The sequence below is a fragment of the Paenibacillus hemerocallicola genome, assembly GCF_006265175.1.
In the GTDB taxonomy this organism is placed as follows: Bacteria; Bacillota; Bacilli; order Paenibacillales; family NBRC-103111; genus Paenibacillus_AB; species Paenibacillus_AB hemerocallicola.
This window is the reverse complement of the sequence record NZ_VDCQ01000056.1, coordinates 17,040-37,359: the sequence shown is the minus strand read 5'-3', so window position 1 is coordinate 37,359 and position 20,320 is coordinate 17,040. Positions and strand designations below refer to the sequence as shown.

Sequence of the window (20,320 nt, the reverse complement as noted above, 5' to 3'; positions counted from 1 at the left end):
GGATCAATATAACCTATTCATAGTGTATCACTATTGTATATAGATTAAAATATTAATTTACTGTTATAGGATAGGCTTTCGACGTCATATTCACCAAATATCCCCGTTCTAATCGTATATATGAACCCGGAAGCATGACCATTTACCAGGAGGCGATCACCGGTACTGTTCATATAGCCCTTGAATGAGCGGCGAGGGCTGCAGGCCGAGTTCTCGAAGCAGCAATTGCGTATAGCGCTCATAATAGTGATGAAGGGACTGACGGTCCCCCATGGCCCCTACGATATTCAGGAGCAGGAGATTGGACTCTTCTTCAAATTCATTGCGGGATACCATTTTTCTCGCGATGTGCGCTGCTTCTCGATATTGCTGCTGAGCCAGCAGCCAGCTTGCGAGACGCTTGGCCAAGGCATCGTACAATATCGCCAATCGTTCACGCTCCACATCAGCCCACACAAACGATTTATCATCGAACAGCTCGCCTGCAAACTGTTTCTCCAAAGTAATTGCCGCTGCTTCATTTGCCGTATTGATTTCGGTTAATTCCTCCACGCCTTGCTCAAATTGTATGAAATCGACTTCTGCTTGATCCAAGTCTACACGATACTGTTCCTGCGCCGATATGACCATCTCTTTGAACCCATGCAGGGACAAAGCTTTTCTAAGCTGATAAACCGCCGTATTGAGGTATGCCTCCGCATTTTTAAGGGGCATGTCCGGGAAAATATCTTCCAATACTCGGATTTTGGCTACACTTCGGCCTCGATTAACAAGCAAATAGGCGAATAACTCCATACTTTTTTTTGAAATCCATTTCACTGCGCCCATTTGCTTGCTGCTGGCCTCGAAGCAACCGAGTCCCCGAACCGTCAGCCGATCAGGCGTGTGGTCGCCAACATCAGAAGAAGAGGGGCTGCGTCTGCCTGCCGCTCTATTGATAGTTTGGGCCAGGCGCTTTCTGGAAATCGGCTTGACCATATAGTCCAATGGATAAACATCGTAAGCGTGAATCGCATATTCTGCATGGGAGGTTGTAAACACGATGTCGAGATCAGCACGAACCGAACGCAAGCCGCGGGCCAGCTCTAAACCATCGTCCGCAGCAATCTTGATGTCCAGGAATGCGAGATCCACGTCGCTGACCCGAACGAAGTCCAGCACCTCCGCCGCATTCCGGAAGCTTCCGACAAGATCCACGTCTTCCATATTCGACAGCATTCGCTTCATAGCCACCAGCATGGCAGGCTCATCGTCAACGATGAGTACTTTCATCATTCTGTTCCGCCTCTCATGGTGAAGTGAAATACGCTTCCATGCCCTGCTTTGCTTTCCACCCACATACGCCCGCCGCTTAGTTGTACGAACTGCCGGCTTACGAGCAGCCCCAGTCCCATCCCCTTCTCTCCCAAGGTGCCGACCAGCGAGTTGAGCTGCTTCTCGGCAAATAGCTGACGAACCTGCTCCTCTTCCATGCCCACCCCGTCATCGCGGACGGAAACGATCACCATGTCTCCTAGTAACTCAGCATCCACCTGGACTGCTCCGCCCAGTCCGGTAAATTTGATGGCGTTGGATAACAAATTACGGATAATTAAACCGAGCGCTTCCCGGTCGGCATACACATAAGTGCCTGAGGCAATCGTATTTGTCACGCTTATCCGTTTGGCCTCGCTTTTAATATGCAGCACATGACAACATTCCTCCACAACCTCGGACAACTCCACTGACTGTGGACGAAGAGCCAGGTCTTTCCGCTGGCTGCGAAACCACTCCAACAAATTATTAGCCATTCCGAGTGTATTTCGAATCTGGTCACCCAGCGTCTCAATGATTTCCCGATGATCGGGATCGAAGCTGTCTCTGTCTTCTTCCAGCAATTCAACTAGTTGAAACTGCAACGCCAGTGGACTGCGAATATCGTGCGACACGATCGTAAACAGCTGATCCTTCAACTGGTTGAGCTGTGCAATCTGCTCCAGATGCCGCTGCTTCTCCGTAATATCGACGATAAGAGAAATGCTCCCCTGTCCCTGCTTACGCAGGATATGTAACGGATATACGTTCACACTGTAAATTTTTCTTTCTCCATCCAGCCAAGTGTCGATCTCTACACGGCCTTGTTGCATAGACTTGCACAACTTATGCCATTCCGGCCAAGGCACCAATAGTTCCGCCATATTCCGACCGTATATAGCTGCATACCCCATCTCTGAAAACCATTGGGAAGCCCGTTTATTGCTGTCGATGATCTTACCCGAAGCATTCGCAATCACAATACTTTCCTGAAGCGTATCGAGCACAATATTCCTGGCAATCGGAACGGTAGAGAAAAACTTTATCCGCAGTGTAATTACCAGCATCAATGTACCTGTAAATCCACAGTAAACCGACAATGGAAGCAGCCAGGACGACCATTCGGGATTCATGAGTTTGACAATCTCCAGAACAAGCGGAAATGAACTCAGAAACAGAACCCACATCCCTGGCTTACGAAAATCGTTACGGATGCTCCGTATATACTGAAATAGAAAATAAAGACATACAGCCAAAATGCTGTAACAAGCGACCGAGAAAGCGACTGAATAGATGGTCCTCGTCGTAATTAAATGTCCGTTATAGAGCTCTATCACGCGATAGATCACATGGAGCACGGGATCGAACCACGACAGTAGCGACCAGAGCGCAAATATCGCGAACAGCATGATCTTCCATCGAGGCTTTAATAATTTATCGCGACCGATCAACTGATAAACAAATAGGAGAAAGAAAGGTACGATTAAATTAAGTGCGGTACTCTGAATATTGCGAAAAATCAGCTTCTCCGTCAATAAAGAGCTGCTTTTCTCCAAAATGATACTGCTCGAGTAAATAATCCGGCATACGATCAAGCCGATGAGATAACTTACTCCGCGTTCTTTTCTAAACCCGTATACAAAGAATAAAATGGTGCCCATCATGATCAATGAAGCAATCATAAGGATAAGTTCCACAGAGGAATTCATGAGGCAGATCCCTTTAGATTTGGCGTAGGAAGATGACTGGCTTTATTATCGTTTCTCTCAATATAGTATACGAATCCATGGGGGGCAAGGCGAGGCATCTCAGCTTCGACAAAAAAAGACTGACCCGTAATGCCATTGAGAATGACATACCGGGCCAGCCTGAATCGATATTCTATGGTGCTACTGAAGCACTTTCCAAAGCCGCAAAAGTGCGACGGCAGCTTCGGCTCTTGTTGCAAGTCCATCCGGCACAAATTGATTGCCTTCCCGGCCCTCTAGAAGCCCAAGTCCGAGAGCGGTATGAGTCTTTCCGTACCGGGTTCTGCCAGGGTCCCCCAAATATTTCCTGTCGCAAGGTATTATGGTGAAGCTCCCTCGATATGAATAGTAACAGAGCGGACCGCTTTATCTGCTCCGTACTACAACTTTCCTCTATTCAGGATGCGGTCTTATGTACAGTTTTTGTAAATGTATCTCGTTTATAATCAGATTGATTTTTATTTATTGGGAGGTAGATGATGAACGCGTCAATCAAAAAGTATGCTGCCGAATTCATTGGAACATTGGTGCTTGTTCTGTTCGGCTGCGGCAGTGCCGCTACGGCGGGAGGAGAACTCGGATATTTGGGAATCGCCTTGGCATTCGGACTGTCTATTGTGGCGATGGCTTATGTCATCGGTCCGATTTCGGGGTGTCATATCAACCCGGCGGTTTCACTCGCCATGCTCATTAGCCGTAAGCTAACGGTTACCGACTTCGTCGGGTACGTTGCTTCGCAAATCGCCGGTGCTATTGCGGGCTCGGCCATTCTGTATGCCATCGTCGTCTCCGCGGGCATGCCCATGACGGGTCTCGGTCAGAATGGTTTCGGCCCCGGTTATGGGATCGGGATCCCATTGCTGATGGCGGTCATTGTCGAAATCATTTTAACCTTCGTTTTTATTTATACGATCCTGGGCGTGACCTCTACTGCAAGCAATGGAAACGTAACCGGCCTGGTCATCGGACTGACTCTCGCTTTCGTACATATTCTTGGCATCGCCTTAACGGGAACGTCCGTCAATCCTGCAAGGAGCCTGGGACCGGCACTACTGCTTGGCGGGCAAGCCTTATCCCAAGTATGGGTGTTTCTTATCGCCCCTCTTGCCGGCTCGGCGCTGGCCGTTGCTGTATACCGGTGGCTGAACAGCCATAAGGGAGAGAAAGCGTAGAACTGTAAAATTATTAACAATAAACGGGCGCCTTTTGACGCTTCAATTAAAGACGACTTTGTGCTTGCTTATCGTTTCTTAAAGCAATTCATTAGAGCACTTGAATCCGCCAAAGAAGCGATCGTCGTATGGATTGACAACCGCTTCTTCGATGTTACTTACTTATAGTTGTATTCATAGCTTGATGACCCCAAAGATCCGTGCTACGATAAATATGAACATGTTTTTTTCTAAAGACCGCTTCTTCGCCAAGGAGCGGTCTAATTTTTCATCAAGCTTCCGACATACATAAGTTGGTCAGGCTCTAAATCATCAACAGCCCCATCCATGATACGCCTAACGCTATCCAATGTCCCCTGAAGCGTCAACCATTCTCCGGGCTTTTTCGTATAGGGCTCGGCGGTATAAAACGGTTGAGTAAGAAATGCCTCCAGACGTTCTCCGCGATAGTAGGTTTGCACATCCGTTTCCGGTATTTTTTCTACTCCTTGCTTATCGACCAGAAAGCGCAGTTCCCGATAACGACGAAGCAGCTTTTTGGCCCGCTGCTGAATCATAAGATGCGTTGCCTCCAATTGGGCTCCCTCCAAAACCGTCGATGTGGACGCCAGTGGATCCACTGCAGGAAAAAATTTGCGAGAAGCCAAATCCACATCAAAGCGAAGAAGCGTATCGAGCGGACCATAGGGAACTTCTTCATCCGGCGCGTTGAAGCGGGTGTCAACAAGGGCAACGGTCAAGGGACGGACTCCAGCTTCTTGAAGCCGCTCGCGAAGCGCCAATAATTCGCCGGAAATGACAATTTCCCGATCGGCGCCCAAGATAACATCACATTCCGTGCCCAGCAAAGATATTTGTTCGGATACCTCGTCAAGAGATTTGCATATAAAATCGGCTTGAGGCAACACATCTTCCATGCCTTTCTTAATGTTGTACTTGTCCCCGGCATCATATTGGGGTTCCCAGAGAATGGTCTTGTACCCGCGCTGTTTTACCCGATGAAAGAGCTCTGCCAGCATAACAAGCTGCCCCACCCCATGCCGGGCCACCAGACCAACGGTACCTCCCCGGACGACAGGCGCCAACAAGTCTAAAACTTTTATTCCCGTTTCAATCATGCTTGCCCCACTCCCTCGAATAATCAATTCGTCGATACTGCAATTCGCCAGAGACGCAAGAATCGCGAGCGTTCGGACTTCAGCCCTACCTACAGGAATTTTTCCTGTGCACAGATTTGAAACTGTAGCCGGCCTTAAACCTGCGGCGCGTGCTGCCGTTGTAAGATTCGGGACACGACGTCGCAAAAGCGAGACATTGAGATGTAATTCATCATTCATCTTTCTCACCTCCCTTACTTTATATAGTAATTAAAATTACTCCGCGATGCAATACACAAAGTGGAAAATTTTGAATTTTTCTAAATCTAACTGCTTGTAAACAATGCAGCGGAACGGTTCGGTCCCGAAGCATCTTTCGACGTTGTCGCCAACAAGGCGGCTGCCATCGAGATCGGAATGACGCTTATTGCGGCCACGACCGGGGCGAACGGCAACATGAACAGTACATAGATCAACCAACATACGGGCGCATACAAAAACCCTATTCCTGCGCCGACAACGGCCGTTGCGATCCATCTTCCGATCCGGTACCGATCCAGCAGGGCGACAACCAGAATCCCCAGCGTGGCAAAGGAAAACAAATAGCTTATATCTTGGAACAGAGCGGCGCTACCGACAATCAGCAGCAAAAGAAGCGGCACGAGACCGGCAATCGCTTGGCGCAGCGACAGCTTGCGGACCAGGAGGCTTCCTGCGGCGAGAACGCAGGCGCCCAAAGCCAAGATGACGCTCAGAAACACCGTGTCATTATTCGTGGACTCATCCAATTGCATCAATCGCGTTAACCCGAATACGATTCCCCAGCTGAACAAGGCTGCTCCGACCACCCCGCCGAGCAACCAGCCCGCTTCTACGAAAATCATGCGAAGCCGAACCTTGTCCGTTCGAATCTGCACGATCATCCACCAGACAGCGAACAAAGCGGCCGCTGCCGACAGGGCATAAGACGCGGCGCGGCTCATCACGGCCAAATGGCCTGGGAACAACGGGAAATAAAGGCTATCCTGTCGTCTGCTGTCCTGAAAGGGCTCGCTCGCGGCATGATTCGCCATTTCCATGACCGTCTGCAGAAAATGGTACGCCGTGCCGCGATCCAAATTTTCAAAACTGTCCGATAGTCTGTGGTAATGCTCGACCCCCTCCGCCGCCGCGAAATTCAGTCCGGTATAACCCGCCTTCAAATAATGGGTCAAGTCCGTCCCGTTCGGCATTCTGCGGTACAGCGCGGTCGTGAACGAGTACGCCAGCGGACGCGAGCTTGCCGACTGGAAGTAGCGTACCGCATCCAGGTTGTCGTCGGAAGTCTCGAACATCAGCAGCCCGCCGCGATTGCCGCGCGCTTCGAAGTTAACGACCAGATCGATGGTATCCAGCAGCTCAGGATGCGATTGAACGAAAGCCTTCGCTCCCAGCGCCCCTAGCTCCTCGCCATCCGTGAACAGAAAATAAAGGTCCGATCGTAAATTCGCTTTGTCCGCTTGCTCGCGCATGGCTTCCAGCATGGCGCTTACGGAGATCATGTCGTCGGCCGCGCCCGGGGTCGTCGGTTTGGTGTCATAATGGGCCGACAACAGGATGCCTCGATCGGTTCCTGGAGCATCCAGCTTTACCAGTATGTTTTGCAGGACCACTTCATCGTTCTCGTCAAAATGAGCCCTGCGGCGAATGGTATCCTTGAAGGCGTCCGCGGGTGGCGGTTCGCCAACATGATTGTTGTTGAACTTCGGCGCGCCATTACGTTCCAGAATGTCAGCTTCCACGTCCGCGACTGTGTAGCGTACTTTCTCGATCGTCGCTTCCAAGCCCATAGCGCGGATTTGCGCCAATAAATAGGCCCGTACCGATGCCAGCTCCTCCGAGCCGGATGGGTGCGGTGCGAGGGTCATGGCCTTCAGATTGGCCATCATTTGGTGATATGCCGGATAATCAGCATCGGATTCGGACGGCGGTGACGGCGGCTTCAGAGGTTGAATGCCCAGCCAGATCCCGGTCGCCAGTACGATGATGATAAGGCTCATTGCAGCGATTCTATGCATTTCTTGTCCTCCCACTCTATAGATATACCATTACGATAAGGGAGAGTGGGTTAATTCACGGTTAAGGAAAGCAGCCTGCCGCAAGGACGCAGGCCGCTTTAAGGGATGCTGCGGGCGTTCGGCAGCTGGATGCTGAATGCGGTCGCAACGCCAGTCTCGCTCTGAACTTGGATCTCGCCTCCATGCTTGGCGATGACTGCCTTCGAGATGGACAGCCCCAGTCCGCTGCCCCCGAGCTCTCTGGAGCGTGACTTGTCCACGCAGTAAAACGGCTCGAAGATCTTGTCCAAGTGATCCTCCGGGATCCCGATGCCCGTATCGGCGATAGTAATCTGCGTAGTATCCGAATGGTGGACGGCCGTGATTCGGATGCTTCCATTCGGCTTGTTATATTTGATGGCGTTATGAAGAAGGTTGGAGAAGGCCCGATGCAAAAGATTTCGCTCCCCATAGAGCGACACATCCTCGAGACGGGCTTCGATGCGAATGTTTTTGCTTAGAAGTTCCCCGCCTAGCTCGCTCAGGATCGTCTGAAACAGTTCCTTGGCTGCGAATGTTCCGCATGCGGCCCGATTCATGTCTGCGTTCATTTTAAGCAAATCTTGGATCAAGGTGCTGAGGCGCTCCGCATTTTTCCGCGTATCGTCCAGCGCTTCCTCATATTCTTCAAGCGTAGGAGGATCGCCTAGCTGCACTACCTCGATCCGGGCCATCATGGCGGCAAGCGGCGTTCGGAGTTCATGCGCGGCATTGGCCGAGAAGTGTTTATGGGCCAAGAATGCTTTTTCCAGCTTGTGAATCATGCGGTTGAATGACAAGGACAGCCTCGCGACCTCGTCCTTGGACGGGGGGACTTGAACCTGCCTGTACAGATTATGTTCGTCGATCTTCTCGATCTCCGTGCTTAAGTCCGTGACAGGCTTTAACGCTTTTCCCGCTACCAGGTAAGTGATCCCGGTACCGATCGCGATAATCAACATCGCACACAGGAAGCCGATGGAAGCGAAGTCGATCTGCTGCTCCGTCGAGACGGGCACAGGCGGCACGGGCACAGGAACGGGCGGAATGGGGACGGGAAGGAGCTCTCCCCCCCTTCCCGCTTCGATGCCGAATTCGGGAACAGGCTGCGGAAGCACATAGACGACGCGAGCGGCATAAATCGAGGCCGCCATGAGCGAGATGCAGGCGATCGTGAGAATTAGCGCCATCAGCAGGGTCAATCTCAAACGCAGAGAGAGGGAACTAATCCGCATCAAGCTGCACCTCCGTCAAGTAATACCCGAGCCCTCTTCTGTTTTTGATCACTTCTTGTTCGCCCAGATGCTCGGCCAACTTCTTCTTGAGCGAATTGATATGAACCTTGAGCGAGTTCGAGAAACCGTCGGCGCTGCTATCCCACAGGTGCTCTATCATTTCTTCCGCACTGACGACCTTATTCGTGTTGAGCATCAGGTACTCCAGAACGCCGTATTCCTTCTTCGTTACTTCTATTCTGCGTTCCTGAACGTACGCTACCTTCAACGCGGTATCGATCCGGATCTCGCCATGGGACAGCCGCGTATCCGTTTGGATGAATCTTCGGCGAAGCAGTGCTCGAAGTCGGGCCTCCAACTCCCGAAAGTGGAAGGGCTTCGCCATATAATCGTTTGCGCCGGCGTCAAGACCGAAGATTTTGTCCTCGACCTCGTAGCGCGCCGACAGAATCAGCACCTTGATGTCCGGGTCATCCTTGCGGATCTCTCTCAGAACATCGATCCCATCGATCCTTGGCAGGTTCCAATCCAGCACGACCGCGTCGTATTCGTGGATCTCGGTCATCCGCAACGCTTCTTCGCCGTCCGACGCCGCATCGACCGCATAGCCGAATTTTCGCAGCCCCATGCCGATCGACCGTTGCATCGACAAATCATCCTCGACCACCAATATTTTCAAGTTCATCACCACCATCCTTCCATTAGCTTCAATGATAGGACAAGCTCTGTTAAGCGATGGTTAAGATTCCAGCACCACCGCTCTGACCTATACGGGACAGCTTTCCGTGATCCGCAAGCGTTTAGTACAGTTCAGCTTTAACGTATCTATCCGTGGGAAATATGAGCCTAGGAGCCATCGGAGAATTGGAACGAAGCATGCATGGAGAATGTACTATACGATTAAAACAAAGAGCCAAACAGGGTGAACATAACGGTAAACCGCCATTAGGGTTCGGGCCATCGCCTCAAAAGAAATATCTCTCGTGCCCGTTTACAGTAAAAGCATTGAAACCTTCTAAACGAAGCAAGGTCTCTTTCATTTTCAAGCCTCCCCGAAATCCCGTGAGCGTCTTGTTTCTACCGAGTACACGATGGCAGGGGACAACAATGGGAATGGGATTTGCGCCATTTGCCGTTCCAACAGCACGAACTGCATTGGAATTTCCAATCGTCCGCGCGATATCCGAATAGCTCCGCACTTCTCCATAGGGGATGTTAACAAGTGCCCGCCATACGGAGATTTGAAAATCAGTACCTCGAAAATCAATAGCAAACGTGAATTCTTTTCGATCCCCGTCCAGATACTCCTTTAATTGCCGGCTATATTCGCTCATAGGATCGATGCCTTGGATGAATTCAGCATTCGGAATCCGTTTCTTGATCTCTCTCTGCAAGTATTCAAACGATTCATGCGGAAATGTAACTTGGCATAAGCCGATTGCTGTAGCAGCTAAATAGATCGGTTTGTTATAGAAAGCCGAATGAATAAAAGGATTCCAGTACACTTCCGTTCGTTGTGGTTTCAAGCCTAACGCCCTCCTTAATAGAAACGTTCATAATATGCAAATCGCACGGCAAGAGATGCTGGAACTTTGTGATGCGTATAGCCCCCCAAGAAGGGGGACCTTTTCAGTAGTCATTCAAAGCGGCGGCGTTTGTACCCCCATTTGCATCCAACCTTCCCTGGATGGACCATACACCGCGGGTATCGGCAATCCAGCTTGGCGCATAAGAACTGTAACCTGTCCTCGGTGATGAACAATGTGTTTGATCAATCCCATAAAAATTGTAGCATTAGACTCCATTCTTCCGAATGCTTTTTTTATTTGCTTTAAAGTCTCATCTGTCCACTGCTCTTTCAGAGCGATCGTCACATTGGAACTTACAGTTTTAAAAGTTTCAGCGATTTCTTCCGCAGATGGCACTTCGCCGGAATCGGGCACTTTGTCTATCAACAGTCCAAATTCAGTTAAGTACTCAGGGATATTCGTTACAAAATGCCACGCAATTCTTCCCAACGTGCGCCCTTCAGCATATACTTGCTGCCGCAGCGCTTCATCGGTCAAACTGTCCAAAATTTTCTGGGTTAATACGGCTTCGTTTTCCCATTCCGTGATAAAATTCTCAACTGTACTATACATCATTTCATCTCCCTGCTATTAAATTATCAACGCCGGTTATGCCGCTTATCGTTTTAGCTTAACCTTTGTTACAACCAATCATAATCGTTAATAGTGACAGAAAACGACATAATTGCGTATTTATATATTAATCATTTTTCATTAGAGCGTATCATAAGTAAATCACCAATCCCTGATGGACTGGTGATTTTTGTATATCTATTGAAATGCTAGCTGGAATGCTTGAACTAGCTCTTGGCTTCATCACTTTTATCTGATTGGCCCGCTGCGAAACGGTCGATCGCCGCGAGCTCCAGATGGTCGGTGATGAGCCGGTTGTAATGCGCAACCAGCACGATTCCATGCTCGTCGATTATAAATTCGGCCGGAATCCGCTGGAAGTTCGAGCCTTCCTCGGGAGTAAGCCCGAAACCGGCGTTCACCGCCTGAGCGATAAACTCTTTGGTGTGGGCGTTGGTCAAGGTGGCCTGCACCTTCTCTTCGGATGTCTCGACGCCGTACAAATCATATAGGGTGGCCGTAGGATCGGCAACCAGCGGGAACGGGGCGTTTTGAGCGCCTACATAAGTGTTCATGTTGGCTATGGGGGATTCGAACACGGCGATGACGTCCATGCCTTGACGCCGCCACTGCGGGTACCGACCGATAAACTGGTGTACGCGCAAATTGCACAGAGCGCAGGCAGAGAAACGGAAAAAGGAGAGCAGTACTTTACGGCCTCGATAGCTTTGTAACGCTACAGGGTTGCCGAGGATGTCCGTCGTTGTGAATGTTGGGGCGGTCATGCTCGGTTGAAGTGGGGAAATCATAATGAATGCCTCCTAAATATACAGGTTGATGAATTACAGCTTCATCTTACCAGGAGGTGTGTACCGCTTCCGTGACCTAGTCACTTAGCTGGGATGCCAATTCGTCTCGGCGAATAATTCGTACCCAGCCCCGTCCCGTCTCGATCCACCCTTGGTGTCGGAAGCGCCGCAGCGCACGACTTACGACTTCACGGGCTGAACCGATCTCCGCGGCCAACTCCTGATGCGTGACGTTAAGCAGCGGCTTCTGCTCAGAAGAGGTACGCAGCAGCGCTTTCGACAACCTTGCATTCAAAGATTCCAACCGACGCTCCTCGGACTGCTCGCTTATGCGAAGCAATCCGTCCAGCAAACCGCCGAACACGGCGCCCCGAATATCAGCGTGCGTCTGCAGCCAGCCGAGGAAACTGTGTTTCGCAACAAACAACGCCTCGACTTCCGACTCGGCCGTGATCGTCCCCGGGTAATCGCGGCCGCTGAGACCGCTAAGCACGAGAAGAGCACATACCTGCCCTGCCGTGAGTGTGCTTATGACGAATTCGCTGCCATCCTCTCCGATACGGCTGATGCGTGCGGTACCGCTCAACAAAAACATGCCGTAAGACGCTGCATCCTCCCGCTGAAAAATAAAAGATTTGACAGGGAACGTCCGCACGGTCGGTTGCGCCTCGGCCCATTCTTCGGGGGTAATGGCACTCAAACAAGGGAATGCAGCCAGCAGCTGCGAATTCGGAAATTTCGGTGTCATACTTCCTCTCTTTCATGCTTGTTCTACTCATGCATCACGTAGGAGCACTGAGGGGGAATTTTGGAGATTATAGTTACCTCGATTTATTCGACAATTCAGAGGTGGTTCCTTCATACTCTCTTGCTAACTCAGTAACGGCTTCATCCTTTAGTAAACCAGTGCTTTTTAAAAGATCGTTCGGTTCATTCTCCGCTTAACCATGCGAGAAATGGCTTGATCGAGCTTGCCGATCGCGCCCATTCATTGGTATCGAACCAACATCTCGGAGAGCCTCCTCCGGATCGCATTCTTCAATTCCGCCGGCTCCTCCAAGTCGGCCTCGTCCCCTAGTCCGATGAAGAACTCTGTGTAGAAAGGAATGTCCCCTCGAGACACGTCCTTATCGATCACGCCACTTCCGTCTTCGCGCACGTTCAGCATAGGAGCAAGCCACAGCTCGGCTTCGCAACGCTGGACGCCAGCACGGCTCAGCTTTGCGCGAAGGCGAACAGGCTCCATCGGCTCTGCAGCCTCCCGCCGGCTGAGGCTGATGTCACCTAGATCGAGCGGCTCCGTGCCGGACGTGTCATGCGTCGCTTCGCGAATCCGATCACACCTAAATACACGGAATCCTTGGCGCAGAAAGCAGTAGGCCGTACAATACCAGAAACCGTTGTTCGCGTAAAGGCAGACAGGTTGAATCCGGCGGCTACTCGCCTCCTCCTCCTTCGACTCGTATTCGACGGCGAGCACCTTCTGATGTACGGCTGCGTCGAGAAGAATGGCCAAGCAGGGGGCTTCGCCACGCCTTGTCGGCGTAATGAAGTCGACCCGGTTCTTCATGCCGTCGATCCGGTCCCGGACGTCACCGGGCATATGGAGGTAGAATTTGCTCAGCGCTGAGGCGGATTCCGCTTCGAACGGCAGCGAGGCGTAATGACGCAGGGCGTGTACCGCAAAGAACATGGCCACGGCCTCTTCCTCGGTGAATGCGATCGGAGGCAGCACCCTTTCCCTTATCACCTGATAGCCCCCATGCGGACCTACTTCCGAGTAGAGCGGCACCCCCAGTTCGCTTAGTTCCTGCAAATCCCGTAAAATCGTTCGCTTGGAGACGCCGAATTCGTCGGCAAGCTCCTGAACTTTGAACCGCCGCTTCCGGTTGACGGTCATCATCAATTCCATCAGTCTTTTGGACTTGGGCATCCTGATCAGCCTCTTTTGAATGAATATATAGGTTTATGACAGATTTTGTCACTATTATATCTTACGATAGAAACTGTAAGCAACACTAACCCACTGGGAGTGATCGACCATGCGTAAATATACCGCTCTGTTCTTCCTCATCATGTTCATGATTGGAACGGATACGTTCCTCATCTCGCCCTTGCTCCCGACGCTGCAGACGCAATTCAGCGTGTCGACGGGAATCGCAGGATGGATGCTTGGCGCCTACACGCTCGGCTCGGCCATCTTCGCCTTGATCGCCGGGCCACTGTCCGATGGCTGGAACCGAAGAACCGTTATGCTGAGCGGCTTGCTCGGATTCTCCGTCTCGACATTCCTGTGCGGCTTCGCGGATAGCTTCTGGACGATGTGCCTGTTTTGCTTCCTTGCCGGTGTCAGTGCGGCGTTCACGGCCCCCCAAGTGTGGGCTTCCATTCCCGCCATCATGCCGGCGTCCAGAGTATCGAAGACGATGGGCATCGCCTTCGCCGGGCTCGCCGCTTCCCAGGCGCTTGGCGTGCCGATCGGCAGTTGGCTCGCGGCCGCTCATTGGTCCGTCCCGTTCTGGACGATTGGAATCGCATCGCTGCTGCTTGCCGCCGTCGCCTTCTACTCGCTGCCCGACTTGAAGCCTAGTGTGCTCAACGGCGAGCGGACGGCGATCCTTCGCCGGTATGTCCCGCTGATGACGAGCGGCAAAGCAAGGAGCGGCTTCCTCGCTTACCTGCTCCTTCACTTAGGGAGCGGTACCGCATTCGCTTTCGTTGGCAAGTGGATGGCTGATCGCTTCGAGCTTCCCATCGGGCAGATCGGCACCGTGATGATGTTCCTCGGATTCGGCAGTCTGCTGGGGAGCATGATCAGCTCTTATGCAACTCGAAAGCTAGGCCATGCGAAGGCGGTCGTAGCAGGAATGTCGATGCTCATAGTACTATACACGGCTATGCCTCATCTGACGAACCTCCCTCTCGTTACGATCGTCTATCTGATCATTTTCACGACGCTCGGGATTATCTTTCCTATTGTTATGGGGGCACTCACTTCGCTGAACGCCTCCATCCGGGGAACGATCTCCAGTCTGGCCAACTCGACGATGAACGGCGCGAACACGCTCGGCGCCTGGCTAGCCGGGCTACTCTATGTCCAGCTCGGCGGATATTCGTCGATCGGCATCTTCTCCACGGTATGTCTAGCGCTCTCGCTCGGAACGTTTCTGTTCGGTGGCGTCTTGGGGAGGAAAGCGGATCGTACAGGTCAAGAATCGGCGACAGCATCCTAAAAGGGAAAGACCAAATAGCAGTCCCGGAGCGACCATATGCCGCCGTAGGACTGCTATTGCTTTGCCACGCAGTACCGATGCTCCCCACGAACCCGTAGTAGTTCCTTCACATACAGGGCAACCATGTCCAATCTAGGATACTTGGGAAGTGACCATAAGGACAAACAAGACCGATCCGTCATGTCATTGAGAATGACGTGCCGGACCGACTTGAATCAACACCATATCGTATGCATTGTCGATTTCTAATCCTTTGATTCACTTGGCATTTCGCCAAGAACATGCTGCAGCCGCAATAGTGTCACAGCCGCTTCCGCCCTTGTTGCTGGCTCAAATGAGCTAAATTGATTACCTTCACGTCCATTCAATCCACCGTGACGATGCACCCATTGATCGTCAGCATGAACAGCAACTCCGGCACTGCCGTGATTTCATTGCTTTTTCCTGCGTTTGCTTCTGACTGGCTGCCTGACTTTGCAATTTGATGCGTAGCTTCGCCGTGCAAGAGGGGCTTTAACGGTTCTTGGTCAGGGCATCCGCCAAAATATCGACTTGTTTCATCGCGAAGATAGGATCGTTAAACAGAAATTGATCGAAGTCGATCCGGTATACGCGGTTGTTTTTGACGGCATCGAGATTTTTCCATAGCCCGCTAGCCATGAGCTTGTCGACCGAGCCTTGAGCGCCGGGAGCCGCGGCCACAATGAGATGATCGCCAACGTATTCCGGAATGGCTTCTTCCGCTATAGACAGATAGGAGGATTCGTCGTCAATCCCTTGAATGACATCTTTGAGCACTTTCGCTTGCGGCTTTAATCCCCAATACGAGTACAAAATATTGCCCCCCATATTGCGATCCCGATAAATCATCCGAGACTTCTCGCTCCGTACATTCAGAATGGTGAAGGTCTCGTTAGGGTCGAACCGTTGCTGTACACGCTCTTTCGTTTGAGCAATCTTCGCCTGATATTGCGTAATCCATTGTTCGGCTTTGTCCTGCTTGCCGAGCAAATCCCCGATCAACCGGATATCTTTCACCGGATCCTGATTCGCCTCGAGTACGACGGTAGGCGCGATTTTATTGAAGCCTTCGTACCCTCCGCTCGGCTCAAGATAGGCTTCGATTAATATAATCAAATCCGGTTCCAGATCGGCAATCCGCTCAAGATTGAGGGGAGCGCCCAAATCGACGACGCCGGTCGTATCCATGGCTTTCTGGGAGTATTGCAGAATGTAAGTCGCAGCACCAAGCGGGCGTACGTCCAATGCCAGCATATGTCCGAGGTGGTAGGCGGTAACAATGCGTTTCGGGTTCGCCGGAATTGCTGTTTCGCCGAATTTATGCTTGTACAGCCTCGTCGCGGAGGACGGCTCTGCCTCTTTGCTTGCAGCGGCGGAATTGGCGGCGCCGGCTGTGGAGGACGCCGTGCTGCCCTTGCTCTCCGAGCCTACATTGCCGCTGCCTGCCTGGCAGGCGCTGATCAGCAGTGACAGGCATAGCATGACCAAGGCGGTCATTGAAGATTTTGGATGGTTGTTCGAAAGCAATGGTATCTCTCCTTCTTGTTGATGATAATCATTTTCATTTACATTATGATTATAGGAGAGTGGCATAGACGGAACAATGGAGGATACTGACGTATTTAATGGATTACGATGCAGAGCACTATGTTCGGACTCACGCTTGCGGGATTGAAGCGGCGAGATCCCGAACTGTTTTTTGAACAATCGGCTAAAGTAATACACATCCGAATAACCGACGGACTGGGCAATTTCCCGCAGATTCAACTGAGTGGTCAGCAGGTATTGTCGGGCTTGCTCCAGGCGTATTCCGATTATGTAATCGTTCGGGCTTTTGCCGATCTCCGCTTTGAACAGTCTGTACATATAGCTGCTGCTGCAGCCGAGCAGTTCGGCCAATTGATCCATGGATACGGCTTCGGCGTAATGCTCATGGATGTAACGCAGTGCGTACGCCACAAGATCCGAGGGGCTGCCCCGATCTTTGGAATTTTGCAATTGACCGAACAACACATAGATCAGTTCAAACAGCATCGATTTCATGCGAATCTGGGCCAATACGCCGGACTGCTGCCATTCCTCGTACATTCGGCGGACTTGACCGTGCACGAGTCCCGGCTCCGGGAGGATCACATGGTAGAACAGGCGGAATGGTTGTGCCTTCATGACCATTCCGTTAGCGACACCGCTTGCCGCGGAAGCGGGCAGAACGGCCTTATAGTAAACGAGGTAATAAGAAAATTCATGCTTGGCAGGCATGATGTCCACATTCATCCCCTTGCCTGCGTGCAGGAGATGATGCCGCTTGAGATAACATTTGTGTTCATCGATTCGCACGTAAGCGCTGCCACTAACTACAAGTAGAAACATATTCGCGGGGAGCTGATAAGAGAGCAGATCCTGCCCCTCCCACAACACTATATGGCGAATATCCAATATACTGGCAGCCGCCTGATTCCACAACAGCATCTGCTCGTCCCAATTCAATGCCCGCACCTCACGATTGCCATTTGCAGAATTGGGGTTATTATAATCGATAATCATTCTCAGTTCAAGGCTCGAACCAGAGCTGACGATTCGGTGCCGCGGCACTTCGAAAAGTCGGCCTTTTTATTGATTTACCTTGTAGAGTTGACCGGCACGTTATCATAATCCCCAAATCTCATCTCGTCAAGAGATAATGTGCGAATGAGCGACATTGCGAGGGACCCCCCTTATGTTTTCGAAATAGGAATGAATTTCCGAGTATGAAGAGCGATATCGCTTTTTCCAATTCATCCGGTTTCACGTAAAATTTTCTTCAGGTCGATGGGGAGATAAGGGATATACACACAAAGGACAGAACGCAATGAATTCAAGGTCATTACGAAAGACAGAAAAGGAGGAGCTGCATGAACAGCGTGGACAAAATCAGATTTATACTCCTTTACGGTGAAGCGCCCGAGGCACAATGCTACGGGTACATGGAGTTGAATCGGGATGGCAATATGATCGCGCTCTACAATAGGTATGGCGAGGAAATAGACATGTATGGTGGACATGAATTTGTCAGGGTACGGACGCTTGGCAAATTCGATGACGAAGACCGCGATAACTTTTATTCCTTGTTAGAAGGTGATGGTATAGGATAATCTGCACGATAGGCTGGCGATTCGGTGTCAAGGCACTATGAAAAGTCGGCTTTGTCGATCGTTTAACCTTGCAGAGTTGACCGGCCTTCAGATCGATCGGGGGGATATTGGATATACAAGCAACGGGCGGAACGCAATGAATATTAGGGAGGTAGAAGATGAACAAACGGGTTCAAGAGGCAAATGGAATGAGGAGAGGGCCGATGTTAACCGCGCTACTCATCGGTGCATTTGTAGCGTTTCTTAACGAAAATTTGCTTGCCAATGCGCTTCCTGGATTGATGCGGGAATTCAACGTTGCTGCCGCGACCATACAGTGGTTATCGACGGGCTATATGCTCGTTATCGGCGTACTGGTGCCGGTGACCGCATTACTGCAGCAATGGTTCACGACTCGCCAGATGTTTTTGTCTGCGATGGCGTTATTTTTGGCCGGTACCTGCTTGTGTGCAGTATCCCCGGGATTCGGAATCTTGCTGATGGGCAGGGTTGTTCAGGCTTGCGGGACAGGATTATTGATCCCGTTGATGATGAATACGATTCTCGCCCTTTATCCTCCAGAACGCCGGGGTGCCGCCATGGGTCTCATGGGGCTGGTCATCATGGTCGCCCCTGTCATCGGGCCTGCTTTGTCGGGGTTGATCATCGATACCTTTCACTGGCGATGGCTGTTCTACATGGTGATTCCTGTCGCGCTGTTTTCGATTATTTATGCAATCTTGTACTTGAAGAATGTAACAGAACTGACCAAGCCAAGGGTTGATCTTTTATCCATTGCGATGTCAACCGTCGGTTTCGGTTGCGTCACCTACGGCTTCAGCCAGACCAATGTCTGGGCTGAGCCTGAGGGTTACGGGTCGATTGCCATAGGGAGCCTCTTCTTGCTCTTGCTTGTATGGCGGCAGCTCACGATCAAAGAGCCGTTGATCGATCTTTCCGTATTCCGGCATCCCACTTTTTCTCTGGTTGCGGTATTGGTTGTAATCCTGATGATGGTTCTATTTGCCACAACGACATTGCTACCGATCTATTTGCAGGATGTGATGCAGTTGACAGCATTCGCGACAGGTTTACTCCTGATGCCAGGTTGCATTTTGAACGGGATGATGATGCCCGTGTCGGGGAAATTACTCGATATATTCGGGCCGCGATTCGTAATTGTGCCCGGACTGTTCTTGATCGCCATATCGTTGTGGCTGTTTGCCGGCATCGACAGTGATACAACGCGAGGTTCCGTTCTATTCAATCATGTCCTCTTATTCTTAGGCATATCGTTTGTCGTCATGCCGGCTCAGACGGTTGGATTGAATCAACTTCCGCGTCGCCTGGTCCCCCATGGAACAACCATATACAATACGCTCCAACAGATTGCAGGGGGAATTGGCATCGCTTTGTTCGTCGGCATCATGTCGTCTGGAGCCAATCGTTATCTTCACCATTCGCTCGATCCCACTGCGTTGCATGAGAAAACACAAAGCATGGTTGCCGGTTTGCAGACGGTTTTTTGGATTGAATTTATTCTCGCCATACTTGTTTTGGTACTAGGTTGGTTTATAAAAAAGTTACCTGTACATAGTTGATTTCCCTCAATGTATGTGTGACAAATATTCAAATGCTGTTGTCCCGTATACGCTTTTAAAATGTTTGTTTAAATGGGGCAAATCAACAAAACCGCAGGCAGCTACTGCTGTATAAATATCTTTATTTTTTTCGATTAAACTCTTGGCTCGTTCGATTTTACAGTTAAGAAAATATTGGTAGGGTGAGATTCCAGTATGTGCTTTGAATAATCTGATAAACTGAAACTTCGATAAATGAAGCTCGCTACTGATCTCATCAAGTTTAAGAACATGCTCCAGGTTGGCATGGAGGATTTCCTTTGCTTTGCGAATCAGCGCGTTTTCCTTCTTATTATCAGTCGAAAGCTTTGTTTGAACGAGGCTATCTGTGAGGGCTACAAATAATTCACTACACAAAGCCTCGTCTTTTCCGCTCAATATTGCATCAGAAAGGCTTACTATTCGTTGTTCAAGCCGAACATCATACACAATCGGGGTAGAGAACCGCGGGAAATCCTTTTTTTCTATTACCCCCAAAAGGAATTGGGGCTCGATATAAAGCATGACATAATCCAGACCTGTCCTATCATGTGCCATTCCATCGTGGGCCTGTTCCGGATTAAAAAGCATAACACCATTCTGATGGGATAATTGTAAGCTGCCCTCCAAGTTATACTCTTGAATCCCACGTAACGTCACTCCAATTGCATACTCCTGATGAGCATGCTTTTTATACGTAAAATCCGTCATACTTGCCGACAACGCGGTAATACCGGCCGATTTTTTATAAATAAATTTGTTCATTC

At 50.6% G+C, this 20,320-nt stretch carries 18 protein-coding genes; 4 read left to right on the top strand and 14 right to left on the bottom strand.

The features are described from left to right. Nucleotides 1–156: 156 nt before the first annotated feature. The 3 genes from FE784_RS29765 to FE784_RS42985 form a co-directional block, all read right to left on the bottom strand. Nucleotides 157–1,275 carry a response regulator gene (locus FE784_RS29765; RefSeq protein WP_246132247.1) on the bottom strand — a complete coding sequence of 373 codons (1,119 nt, stop codon included), beginning with the start codon at nucleotides 1,273–1,275 and terminating at the stop codon, nucleotides 157–159. Then, complete coding sequence (locus FE784_RS29760) at nucleotides 1,272–3,002, bottom strand: sensor histidine kinase (protein WP_139605898.1); 1,731 nt, start codon at nucleotides 3,000–3,002, stop codon at nucleotides 1,272–1,274. Before FE784_RS29760 ends, FE784_RS29765 begins: the two co-directional genes overlap by 4 nt. Nucleotides 3,003–3,182: 180 nt before the next feature. Next, nucleotides 3,183–3,341, bottom strand: a complete 159-nt coding sequence (locus FE784_RS42985) for an S-layer homology domain-containing protein (RefSeq protein ID WP_176706631.1) — start codon at nucleotides 3,339–3,341, stop codon at nucleotides 3,183–3,185. Nucleotides 3,342–3,520: 179 nt separating this feature from the next. Between FE784_RS42985 and FE784_RS29750 the strand changes: the two genes are divergently transcribed. Further along, the gene (locus FE784_RS29750; protein WP_139605897.1) at nucleotides 3,521–4,213 is read left to right on the top strand and encodes an MIP/aquaporin family protein; all 693 of its coding nucleotides are present in this window, start codon (nucleotides 3,521–3,523) and stop codon (nucleotides 4,211–4,213) included. 260 nt (nucleotides 4,214–4,473) lie between these two features. On the opposite strand, the gene FE784_RS29745 is transcribed toward FE784_RS29750, so the two are convergent. The 9 genes from FE784_RS29745 to FE784_RS29705 all read right to left on the bottom strand — a co-directional run bounded on the left by FE784_RS29745 (nucleotide 4,474) and on the right by FE784_RS29705 (nucleotide 13,503). Beyond that, the gene (locus tag FE784_RS29745; RefSeq protein WP_139605896.1) at nucleotides 4,474–5,550 is read right to left on the bottom strand and encodes a P-loop NTPase family protein; all 1,077 of its coding nucleotides are present in this window, start codon (nucleotides 5,548–5,550) and stop codon (nucleotides 4,474–4,476) included. An 86-nt stretch (nucleotides 5,551–5,636) separates the two neighbouring features. Next, nucleotides 5,637–7,367, bottom strand: a complete 1,731-nt coding sequence (locus FE784_RS29740; RefSeq protein WP_139605895.1) for a M20/M25/M40 family metallo-hydrolase — start codon at nucleotides 7,365–7,367, stop codon at nucleotides 5,637–5,639. 98 nt (nucleotides 7,368–7,465) lie between these two features. Further along, on the bottom strand, nucleotides 7,466–8,620 hold the full coding sequence (locus tag FE784_RS29735) for a sensor histidine kinase (protein ID WP_139605894.1): 1,155 nt from the start codon (nucleotides 8,618–8,620) through the stop codon (nucleotides 7,466–7,468). After that, nucleotides 8,610–9,299, bottom strand: coding sequence for a response regulator transcription factor (locus FE784_RS29730; protein ID WP_139605934.1), 690 nt, complete (start codon nucleotides 9,297–9,299; stop codon nucleotides 8,610–8,612). Before FE784_RS29730 ends, FE784_RS29735 begins: the two co-directional genes overlap by 11 nt. Before the next feature lie 286 nt (nucleotides 9,300–9,585). Further along, a complete protein-coding gene (locus FE784_RS29725) occupies nucleotides 9,586–10,146 on the bottom strand; it encodes a methylated-DNA--[protein]-cysteine S-methyltransferase (protein ID WP_246132246.1) in 561 nt (186 codons plus the stop codon). 114 nt (nucleotides 10,147–10,260) lie between these two features. Beyond that, complete coding sequence (locus FE784_RS29720) at nucleotides 10,261–10,761, bottom strand: DinB family protein (protein WP_139605932.1); 501 nt, start codon at nucleotides 10,759–10,761, stop codon at nucleotides 10,261–10,263. A 227-nt stretch (nucleotides 10,762–10,988) separates the two neighbouring features. Next, the gene (locus FE784_RS29715; RefSeq protein WP_139605893.1) at nucleotides 10,989–11,570 is read right to left on the bottom strand and encodes a peroxiredoxin-like family protein; all 582 of its coding nucleotides are present in this window, start codon (nucleotides 11,568–11,570) and stop codon (nucleotides 10,989–10,991) included. 76 nt (nucleotides 11,571–11,646) lie between these two features. Then, on the bottom strand, nucleotides 11,647–12,318 hold the full coding sequence (locus FE784_RS29710; RefSeq protein WP_139605892.1) for a Crp/Fnr family transcriptional regulator: 672 nt from the start codon (nucleotides 12,316–12,318) through the stop codon (nucleotides 11,647–11,649). Nucleotides 12,319–12,558: 240 nt separating this feature from the next. Next, nucleotides 12,559–13,503, bottom strand: coding sequence for a helix-turn-helix transcriptional regulator (locus tag FE784_RS29705; protein ID WP_139605891.1), 945 nt, complete (start codon nucleotides 13,501–13,503; stop codon nucleotides 12,559–12,561). 109 nt (nucleotides 13,504–13,612) lie between these two features. On the opposite strand from FE784_RS29705, the gene FE784_RS29700 reads away from it, so the two are divergent. Further along, complete coding sequence (locus FE784_RS29700; RefSeq protein ID WP_139605890.1) at nucleotides 13,613–14,803, top strand: MFS transporter; 1,191 nt, start codon at nucleotides 13,613–13,615, stop codon at nucleotides 14,801–14,803. A 513-nt stretch (nucleotides 14,804–15,316) separates the two neighbouring features. Here FE784_RS29700 and FE784_RS29690 read toward each other — a convergent pair. Further along, the gene (locus tag FE784_RS29690) at nucleotides 15,317–17,311 is read right to left on the bottom strand and encodes an AraC family transcriptional regulator (RefSeq protein WP_176706630.1); all 1,995 of its coding nucleotides are present in this window, start codon (nucleotides 17,309–17,311) and stop codon (nucleotides 15,317–15,319) included. A 404-nt stretch (nucleotides 17,312–17,715) separates the two neighbouring features. Between FE784_RS29690 and FE784_RS29685 the strand changes: the two genes are divergently transcribed. Beyond that, a complete protein-coding gene (locus FE784_RS29685; RefSeq protein ID WP_139605888.1) occupies nucleotides 17,716–17,955 on the top strand; it encodes a hypothetical protein in 240 nt (79 codons plus the stop codon). 158 nt (nucleotides 17,956–18,113) lie between these two features. Continuing rightward, nucleotides 18,114–19,535, top strand: a complete 1,422-nt coding sequence (locus FE784_RS29680; protein ID WP_139605887.1) for an MDR family MFS transporter — start codon at nucleotides 18,114–18,116, stop codon at nucleotides 19,533–19,535. 6 nt (nucleotides 19,536–19,541) lie between these two features. Here FE784_RS29680 and FE784_RS29675 read toward each other — a convergent pair whose 3' ends face one another. Further along, the gene (locus FE784_RS29675; RefSeq protein ID WP_139605886.1) at nucleotides 19,542–20,318 is read right to left on the bottom strand and encodes an AraC family transcriptional regulator; all 777 of its coding nucleotides are present in this window, start codon (nucleotides 20,316–20,318) and stop codon (nucleotides 19,542–19,544) included. Nucleotides 20,319–20,320: the final 2 nt, after the last annotated feature.

What these genes read in the sequence shown, in the direction of transcription:
- FE784_RS29740 (WP_139605895.1), bottom strand. Translation starts at nt 7,367, where the DNA reads ATGCATAGAATCGCTGCAATGAGCCTTATCATCATCGTACTGGCGACC.
- FE784_RS29680 (WP_139605887.1), top strand. Translation starts at nt 18,114, where the DNA reads ATGAACAAACGGGTTCAAGAGGCAAATGGAATGAGGAGAGGGCCGATG.
- FE784_RS29750 (WP_139605897.1), top strand. Translation starts at nt 3,521, where the DNA reads ATGAACGCGTCAATCAAAAAGTATGCTGCCGAATTCATTGGAACATTG.
- FE784_RS29705 (WP_139605891.1), bottom strand. Translation starts at nt 13,503, where the DNA reads ATGCCCAAGTCCAAAAGACTGATGGAATTGATGATGACCGTCAACCGG.
- FE784_RS29700 (WP_139605890.1), top strand. Translation starts at nt 13,613, where the DNA reads ATGCGTAAATATACCGCTCTGTTCTTCCTCATCATGTTCATGATTGGA.
- FE784_RS29715 (WP_139605893.1), bottom strand. Translation starts at nt 11,570, where the DNA reads ATGATTTCCCCACTTCAACCGAGCATGACCGCCCCAACATTCACAACG.
- FE784_RS29735 (WP_139605894.1), bottom strand. Translation starts at nt 8,620, where the DNA reads ATGCGGATTAGTTCCCTCTCTCTGCGTTTGAGATTGACCCTGCTGATG.
- FE784_RS29745 (WP_139605896.1), bottom strand. Translation starts at nt 5,550, where the DNA reads ATGAATGATGAATTACATCTCAATGTCTCGCTTTTGCGACGTCGTGTC.
- FE784_RS29720 (WP_139605932.1), bottom strand. Translation starts at nt 10,761, where the DNA reads ATGTATAGTACAGTTGAGAATTTTATCACGGAATGGGAAAACGAAGCC.
- FE784_RS29710 (WP_139605892.1), bottom strand. Translation starts at nt 12,318, where the DNA reads ATGACACCGAAATTTCCGAATTCGCAGCTGCTGGCTGCATTCCCTTGT.
- FE784_RS29760 (WP_139605898.1), bottom strand. Translation starts at nt 3,002, where the DNA reads ATGAATTCCTCTGTGGAACTTATCCTTATGATTGCTTCATTGATCATG.
- FE784_RS29765 (WP_246132247.1), bottom strand. Translation starts at nt 1,275, where the DNA reads ATGATGAAAGTACTCATCGTTGACGATGAGCCTGCCATGCTGGTGGCT.
- FE784_RS29685 (WP_139605888.1), top strand. Translation starts at nt 17,716, where the DNA reads ATGAACAGCGTGGACAAAATCAGATTTATACTCCTTTACGGTGAAGCG.
- FE784_RS29675 (WP_139605886.1), bottom strand. Translation starts at nt 20,318, where the DNA reads ATGAACAAATTTATTTATAAAAAATCGGCCGGTATTACCGCGTTGTCG.